Origin of the sequence: Allocoleopsis sp., assembly GCF_036703385.1 — a bacterium.
GTDB lineage: Bacteria > Cyanobacteriota > Cyanobacteriia > Cyanobacteriales > Coleofasciculaceae > Allocoleopsis.
The window spans coordinates 1-7,705 of the sequence record NZ_DATNPA010000034.1; the positions used below are offsets into that span (position 1 = coordinate 1).

Below are 7,705 nucleotides of genomic sequence, written 5' to 3' on the forward strand. Positions count from 1 at the left end.
GCACGGGTTATACCTCCGCTTATGACCGCATCGATTTGCATCTGGCAAGCATGGATGTGCGATCGCGCCTGTTGGAACAATTACAATCTCAGCCCTTGACAAAAATTGCCGATCAGGCAGTAGTAGATTGTCTGACGATAGATGGGTATAAGTTTCGCTTAGCCAATGACAGCTGGTTGCTGATTCGGTTCAGCGGCACTGAACCGGTTCTGCGACTGTACTGCGAAGCCGCTACTCTGGAACAGGTGCACTATACCCTAAACTGGGCCAAAGATTGGGCCAATTCTGTATAAGGCGGTTCGCGATTAGTATAAAAGGTGCTGGCTTTTGGCCTGGGGGAGAAGACTAACTAGGTGTGTTTCTACCCTTTGGGTCATCTACCATGCAATCCAGCTCTATGCTGATTGCTAAATGGCTCAAAATACAAGATTGAAATTATGACAGTGCTGGTTGTAGCGACAGGAAATCCCGGCAAGCTGCGAGAGATGCAGGCTTACCTGTCAGATAAGGGGTGGGAATTGCAGTTGAAGCCACCCGAATTAGAGATTGAGGAAACCGGAGATACATTTGCCGCGAATGCTGTCCTGAAGGCGTCAGCCATTGCTCAGGCGACTGGAGAGTGGGCGATCGCAGATGATTCGGGTTTGGCAGTCGATGCGCTCAAGGGTGCCCCAGGTATATATTCAGCACGCTACGGTAACTCAGATACTGAGCGGATTGAACGACTGCTGAGGGAACTCGGTGAGCAGGAGAATCGAGGAGCACAGTTTGTTTGTGTTGTGGCGATCGCACGTCCGGATGGAGCGATCGCTCTCCAAGTTGAAGGCATCTGCCGAGGAGAAATTTTACAGGCTCCTCGTGGGACTGGCGGCTTTGGTTACGATCCAATTTTCTATGTACCAGAGCAGGGTTTGACGTTTGCTGAGATGACGCCGGAGATGAAGCGGCGCTATAGTCATCGTGGCAAAGCCTTTGAAGCACTCCTACCGCAGTTAAACCAGTTAGGGTAATGCTTAGCCAGTGTTGTCGCTCACACAGATGACAAACTGGAACTGAGGCGCTAAGCCGGAGCAGCAGAGCCTCAGCCTTCCTATTTATATAAGAGAAGTGACAGGTTACACGGCTTCTAGATTCTTTTCCCCTGTCCGAATTCTAACGACCTGCTCGACGGGACTAATGAAAATCTTGCCGTCTCCAATTTCACCGGTTCTAGCAGCGGCAATGATTTTGTCTACTACCATGTCAACCTGGTTATCCTCGACGACAATTTCCACCTTGAGTTTTTGCAGGAACTCAACGGTGTACTCGGAACCACGATAGCGTTCAGTTTGGCCTTTCTGGCGTCCAAATCCCCGGACTTCGGAAACGGTCATCCCGACAATACCGGCATTGACTAGGGCGATTTTTACTTCGTCTAGCTTAAAGGGACGGATAATTGCTTCTACCTTCCTCAAGGTCTTAGCTCCTCACGAATTTTTACTATCTATCTTTCTAAAGACAGCATGACACTTTCTAGCACCGTCTAGATCGGTGTTTTGTAACTTTTAATACATTTATGCCTTAAGTGAGTACCTTAGTAGCTTATTCGTTTTCTGGAGGAAAGAGGCAGGGTGGCAGAGGACTTAGCGAATTATCCTATCTTGTGGGGCAGGCGTCTCGCCTGCTAAATCAGGGCGGGCAAGATGCGGCTAATTCGTTTTCCCGAAACCCTCCCGGAGTTTAAACTCCGGGCTAATAGCTCAAGTCCATTGAAATGGACTGAAATCCTTTGCAAGTCAGCATTTAGTCCTCTTAAGAGGGCTTTCGCTATGAGCTAAGGAATTAATAATACTGTTGGTCAATTAACGAGAGGCCAGACTCCTCCTTACCCATTAAGTGATGTAGGGGCGAAGCATTTGGGCGGCTATCTATCGGGTAATCCTGTCATATTTATTTCCAAATGCTTCGCCCAGAGCGGGGAGGGCGAAGCATTCGGATAGAAAAATCTTGGTTAAACTACAAAATTGATTGCTCGAATGCTTCGCCCCTACAAAATTTCTAAGAGTCTGGCTGGAGTTTGAGAAGGCGGTTGAGGAGTGCGATCGCATCAGCTAAGCTAAGGCGTTAGAGCTTTGTCTAACACACGGCGCAGATGCTTCTGTAGTTCAGCCTCAGCACCAGGATAGGCAGGAAGAGCCTCGATTTCTTTCCTGGAATAGGAGTGGAAGGAACCAGGGTAAAGAATTGCAGCGTAGCACACTACTTGTCTGCCTTCGCTGTTTTGGATGGCATCGTGGTAGGTGTGCATTTTCTGAATGTCTGCTGGCTTTGGCTTTCCTTCTTTGTCTATGTTTTCCTCTCGTTCACTATCCAGCTTATATTTGGGATCGAATAGGTACACTTGCTGAGAGCCATCAGCTTGCTGAATCTCTACTGCTACATCAGGGCGCAGTCTAACGCTAGCGCTGTGGAGTTCACCATCCTTCCCATAAGTTCGTTCAGGAATTAGCTGAACCCTCGTCTTGTGCTGAGGGTGAATTAAAGTTACTGCTGGTTGATTATTTGGTAGAACTCGGACATAGATTCCGCTTTTATCTCTACCCACCAAGCATTGATTTTCTACTTGATATCCTTTCTTGCCAGCCACTTCCAGCAGCGTTTCAATTACCCATAGAGTGCCCCAAACCTGATAGAGGTGGTATAACTTCTCCAAAGGTGCATCAAGGTTTGACTCCTCCAATCGCACGGTAGGACTCCTGATAAATTCAAGATACCCCTCTAAAGCGGCATGGTAAGGTGGACGCTTTAAGAGAACCATCGTGATTTGATTGGGCTGCTGTTTAAGCTGACTTACCTGGTCTAGAAAAGCTGCCTGCTGTCGAGCCTTTTTCAGTTGTTCAATGAGTGATCGCACCTCATTGAGTGGCTTACCTTTCCGGTCAGCATCAAAGGCGTACTGAATTCGTCGAAGCCTCTGATTGACCAGCTCGAAAAACAAGTTAACTAACTGGTTTTCGTAAACATCAACCGTGTGTTCTACTCGTACATCGGGCACGCGAATGGGTCGCCCACTAGCATCTAGGTTATGACCTCGACAAAAAGCTCGAACTAACCCACTAGGTGAAGGTCTACGGACTTGCTCTTGCCGAACCCAAATCTCATGGGTTTTTAGAATTTTGTGAGGGTCGTGAGCGAGTGAACGCAAAATCTCAGTTAGCCCAGGTCGTTTATTTGTGCCTTCGACCGCTCGACACAGGCGAACCATTTCCTGAGCCAAAGTAGTTTCGCCGAGTTTTGGCAGTTTGAGACCAGCTAAAGCCCCAGTACGTTGTAGAGCTATTGCTACTGAGGTTGGAAGTCGAGTATCCAAATCCTCTAGCATGTGAGCAAAAGCTTCACGGCTAATCTTCAGAGGCCAAACGGTTACAATCTGCTCCTCAACCTCACCCTGATACTCAAGTCGCAGTTGATAGTAACCGGGATTTGAGCGAGGCCAATCAGTTAGAATCCGCTCCTTTCCTGTGATTTCTTGTAGGAAGATGCGGAGTCGAGTGCCTTGTCGCCAAAGCTGTACTTCTTTCCTCTGCTCTATAGGCACTCGAACTTCCAGCAAAGCAGGCTGTCACTCTACTGGAGCCTCTAGTGTATCGCCTTCACGGTTGAGAAAGCTTAGTTTAGAAGTAGGAAGTAAATCCATGCTGATTGAATGTCTCAAGCATCTTAGTAGCTTTTTTGTGGCTTAGGGGGAACTCCTGATCATTAACAATATCTATGAAGGCTTTGAGGGCTACCCCAACCCTATCATCGGCACCTTTAAGTTTAGGCAGAATCTTCTGCAAAAGCTGTTCATCTAAGGCATTTTGCCAAGGCACGTCCAACGCTTCAGCTTCTTTCACATAAGTCTTGATTTCATCTAGAACACGAAAAGCAAAGGGGGCAACAGCGTGTACTTCATCCCAAAATTGCATCAGGATTTCACGATAGGAAACTTCACCCAAATGCTCGTATAAATCCTGACGAGGGGCTTCAAGCTCAATGAGTTGCGCTCGATCATAAACCTTGTCAGCAAAGCTGTGAGTTGTTTCGTCTACGTTGACTGTACCAATGAAGTAGAGGTTTGGGGGAAGTAAGACTTTTTTCTCGGATGCAAGCTGAATTTGGGCTACTCCTTCGCGCATCCGCACTTCCATTGCAGAGAGGAATTTCGCGAAATAATACTCCACCCGTGCTAGGTTCATCTCGTCCAAGACTAGGTGGTAATGTCGGGCATTATCTCCGGCTTGTTTATACTCTTCGGCGGCTTCTTCTAAGAAGCAACTGAAGGCGGTATGGTAATACTCTTTGTCGATAGGGTTGAAGTAGCCTAGCAAGTCCTCGTTAGTTGTCCAGTTAGGAGCCACAGGTACTGGAAGGTCCTTAGCCTTCACGGCCTCAGCATAGGCTTTAGTGAGCCAAGTCTTGCCTATACCACTAATTCCAGAGAGAATTACGAATTTTCTAGTCTTGAGAGCTAAGTGATAGCGGCGCAGAGTACCCTCATCAATACGCAAACCTTTAGCTCGGATATCTTGATAAATTTTTTCAAAGGAAAGTTCAGTTTCAAGTTTGAATGCTGATGGACTCAAGAACTTTCTTCCCTTTAACGTTATTTCCAAAAAATTGAATTGTTTAAGATATCCCTCCTTTTTCAAGTCACTGATGCATTTCCGAACAGTTGATTTATCACTTTCTGTGAGTTTATAGACGTTTATTTGCTGTTCTATATCGCTATAAATATCTTCTCTATTAAGAGAACCTCATTTTTTATTGATGATTTCGATAATAATTTTTTTAATTTGTAGGTTATTAGAGCTAACTTTAGTAGCAGTTTGTTCTTTTTTGTTTGGATCATTCATTGATGGCCAATTCATTAAACGTAGAGTTATGTGATACCGCTTACTTCACTGTATTAAAAGCGCTCATCTAACTTGATTACTAAGTCACTACTATTTGAAGCCCGATCGCACTGTTCAATTCCAAGCCTAAATTCCATCTGCTTCTTCTCGTAGCGTAGCCAATGCCAGCACTAGCAGCAAAGGCGCGATCGCTCTTTCTAAGCCACCATTACTTGAGATGGCGTTTCAAGTAGCGTAGCCTATGCTAGCTAGCAACTTGTGGTATGGAGCAGTGTATGTATCAGGATTGGAATGCCGGAGAACCCTTGCCGAGGGTGCAGGATGCTGAGATAGATTCTCGTAAATTCGAGCAATACTCGATGAATCCAACAAATCCTGCCAACTAGGGAAAGTGGATGGCATTTGCGGCAATTGGATACGATGTGGAAAACCCCCAGAGTCGTAGCGCTGCGGCACAAGATGTAATTAATCAGCTACGTCAAGGTCTTGTTAATGCACCAGCCACCCAAAGTCAGAGTAGTATCTATGGTCTACGATTCCAGGTACGAGTGCGGATTCAGGGAGTAAACGGAAGGGAAGGAACCCTCGTTACAACTTGGCAGATTGACAATGACAGAGATGTCCCCAGGCTGATTACAAACTGGCTCGAAGTATACCAATGACAGGAGGAAAGAAGTGAAAGTCAGCCTATACGATCAGATCAAAACATTAGTGGATGTCCAAGGCGATTTCTCTACTCACGAAACGCCTGACAACGATAATCGCGTCATCCCCAAAGGGGCACTGGGAACAGTTGTGGAATGCTATGAAAACCCGGAAGGTTACGCGGTGGATATCGCTATTCCCGACGAAAGGCTAGTTGGAGGCTTTTTCTACACAAACGTTATCCTTAGCCCTGATCAATTCGAGGTTGTAAGTACCGAAATAGCTAATGTTAGCTAACTCGACTACTAACTGATTGGTGTTGAAATGCGATCGCTCTTTCTCTTCACAATGGCTCTTAATGTAGCGTAGCCAACAGGAAAGCTGTTAGGTCTGCGATCGCATTCCTCAATCCCAACCCTCAGCTTGCGTTTTATACTACATTAGTAATACACCAATCATTCACCCTCTCACTCCTCATCTCTATCCCTTTCCATATCTCTTCCCTCCGTGCCCTCCGCGCCTCTGTGGTTCGTTCCCTCTCAGCCCTGTGGCAAAATTTAGAAAGCTCGTCTTCATATAGTGTTCCCTGCATGACAGCAACAACTCCCACCCAGCAAACCCAATACGACCCCAAAACCACCGAATCCAAGTGGCAGAAATTCTGGGAAGAACACCAGACCTTCAAAGCCGACGCCAACCACAAAGGCGAACCCTACTCCATCGTGATTCCGCCGCCCAACGTCACCGGCAGCTTACACATGGGTCACGCCTTCGAGAGTGCCCTAATTGATACCCTCGTCCGCTACCACCGGATGAAAGGGCGCAATACCCTGTGGCTACCCGGCACCGACCACGCCAGTATTGCCGTACACACCATGCTGGAAAAGCAACTGGCAAAAGAGGGTACCAACCGCAAACAATTGGGACGCGAGAAGTTTCTCGAACGAGCTTGGCAGTGGAAAGAAGACTCAGAGGGAACAATTGTTAACCAACTGCGGCGCTTAGGTGTCTCTGCAGATTGGTCGCGGGAACGCTTCACGATGGATGAAGGCTTATCCAAAGCCGTTATAAAAGCTTTTGTCAGTCTTTATGAAGAAGGGCTAATTTACCGGGGCGAGTACTTAGTTAACTGGTGTCCTGCCACCCAATCTGCTGTCTCAGACGTAGAGGTGGAAGACCAAGAAGTTAATGGAAATCTGTGGCACTTCCGCTATCCCCTCACCGATGGCAGCGGTTCTGTGGAAGTGGCGACAACTCGACCCGAAACCATGCTGGGAGATACGGCAGTTGCTGTCAATCCTAACGATGAGCGATACAAGCATTTAATCGGCAAGACGCTAACCCTACCCATTATGGGGCGAGAAATTCCAATTATTGCCGATGAGTTAGTTGAGCCAGAATTTGGCACGGGTTGCGTGAAAGTAACACCCGCCCATGACCCGAATGACTTCCAGATGGGTCAGCGTCACAATCTGCCCTTCATCAACATCATGAATAAGGATGGCACCCTCAACGAAAATGCAGGGCCATTCCAAGGGCAAGACCGCTTTGAAGCCCGGAAGAACGTGGTGAAGCGCCTAGAAGAAGATGGCGTTTTGGTGAAGGTAGAGGATTACAAGCATACCGTGCCGTATAGCGATCGCGGCAAAGTCCCCATCGAACCCCTCCTCTCCACCCAGTGGTTTGTCAAAATTCGCCCGATGGCTGACCGGGCGTTGAACTTCCTCGACCAGAAGCATTCTCCCTTGTTCGTGCCCGAACGCTGGACGAAGGTTTACCGGGATTGGCTGGTGAAGTTGGAAGATTGGTGCATCTCCCGTCAACTGTGGTGGGGACACCAAATTCCGGCTTGGTATGGCGTGAGTGAAACAGGTGGAGAAATTACAGACAACACGCCGTTTGTTGTTGCCTCCAATGAGGAAGAGGCCAAAGAAAAGGCCATTGCACAATTTGGCGAAGATGTCAAGATAAAACAAGACCCCGATGTGCTCGATACCTGGTTCTCTTCAGGATTATGGCCTTTCTCCACAATGGGTTGGCCTGAGCAAACAGCGGACTTAAAAACCTACTATCCCACCACAACCCTGGTTACAGGATTTGACATCATCTTCTTCTGGGTTGCTCGGATGACGATGATGGGGGGACATTTCACAGGTGAGATGCCATTTAAGACAGTTTACATCCAC

At 47.4% G+C, this 7,705-nt stretch carries 7 protein-coding genes and 1 pseudogene; 5 read left to right on the plus strand and 3 right to left on the minus strand.

The genetic code is table 11. From position 1 onward, the window contains the following. Together V6C93_RS01680 and rdgB are read left to right on the plus strand one after the other, a co-directional pair. Positions 1–293 (plus strand): annotated as a pseudogene (locus V6C93_RS01680) (phosphoglucomutase/phosphomannomutase family protein); the annotation flags it as partial. Positions 294–437: 144 nt separating this feature from the next. Further along, entirely contained in the window at positions 438–1,010 is a 573-nt protein-coding gene (gene rdgB / locus V6C93_RS01685) for an RdgB/HAM1 family non-canonical purine NTP pyrophosphatase (RefSeq protein ID WP_333474906.1), read from the plus strand. Positions 1,011–1,115: 105 nt separating this feature from the next. Here the strand turns inward: rdgB and V6C93_RS01690 are convergent, their stop codons facing one another. From V6C93_RS01690 to V6C93_RS01700, 3 genes are all read right to left on the minus strand, one after another. After that, positions 1,116–1,454, minus strand: a complete 339-nt coding sequence (locus V6C93_RS01690; RefSeq protein WP_333474907.1) for a P-II family nitrogen regulator — start codon at positions 1,452–1,454, stop codon at positions 1,116–1,118. Positions 1,455–2,095: 641 nt separating this feature from the next. Further along, positions 2,096–3,577: a DUF2357 domain-containing protein gene (locus V6C93_RS01695; protein WP_333474908.1), complete on the minus strand. Its 1,482-nt coding sequence runs from the start codon at positions 3,575–3,577 to the stop codon at positions 2,096–2,098. A 76-nt stretch (positions 3,578–3,653) separates the two neighbouring features. Then, entirely contained in the window at positions 3,654–4,604 is a 951-nt protein-coding gene (locus tag V6C93_RS01700; protein WP_333474909.1) for an McrB family protein, read from the minus strand. A 665-nt stretch (positions 4,605–5,269) separates the two neighbouring features. Here V6C93_RS01700 and V6C93_RS01705 point away from each other — a divergent pair. The 3 genes from V6C93_RS01705 to V6C93_RS01715 all read left to right on the plus strand — a co-directional run. Continuing rightward, on the plus strand, positions 5,270–5,536 hold the full coding sequence (locus V6C93_RS01705) for a DUF6883 domain-containing protein (protein WP_333474910.1): 267 nt from the start codon (positions 5,270–5,272) through the stop codon (positions 5,534–5,536). A 13-nt stretch (positions 5,537–5,549) separates the two neighbouring features. Then, positions 5,550–5,816, plus strand: a complete 267-nt coding sequence (locus V6C93_RS01710; protein ID WP_333474911.1) for a hypothetical protein — start codon at positions 5,550–5,552, stop codon at positions 5,814–5,816. 293 nt (positions 5,817–6,109) lie between these two features. Further along, positions 6,110–7,705: valine--tRNA ligase (locus tag V6C93_RS01715; protein WP_333474912.1), on the plus strand; the 1,596-nt coding region annotated here is incomplete at its 3' end.

What these genes read in the sequence shown, in the direction of transcription:
- rdgB (WP_333474906.1), top strand. Translation starts at nt 438, where the DNA reads ATGACAGTGCTGGTTGTAGCGACAGGAAATCCCGGCAAGCTGCGAGAG.
- V6C93_RS01705 (WP_333474910.1), top strand. Translation starts at nt 5,270, where the DNA reads ATGGCATTTGCGGCAATTGGATACGATGTGGAAAACCCCCAGAGTCGT.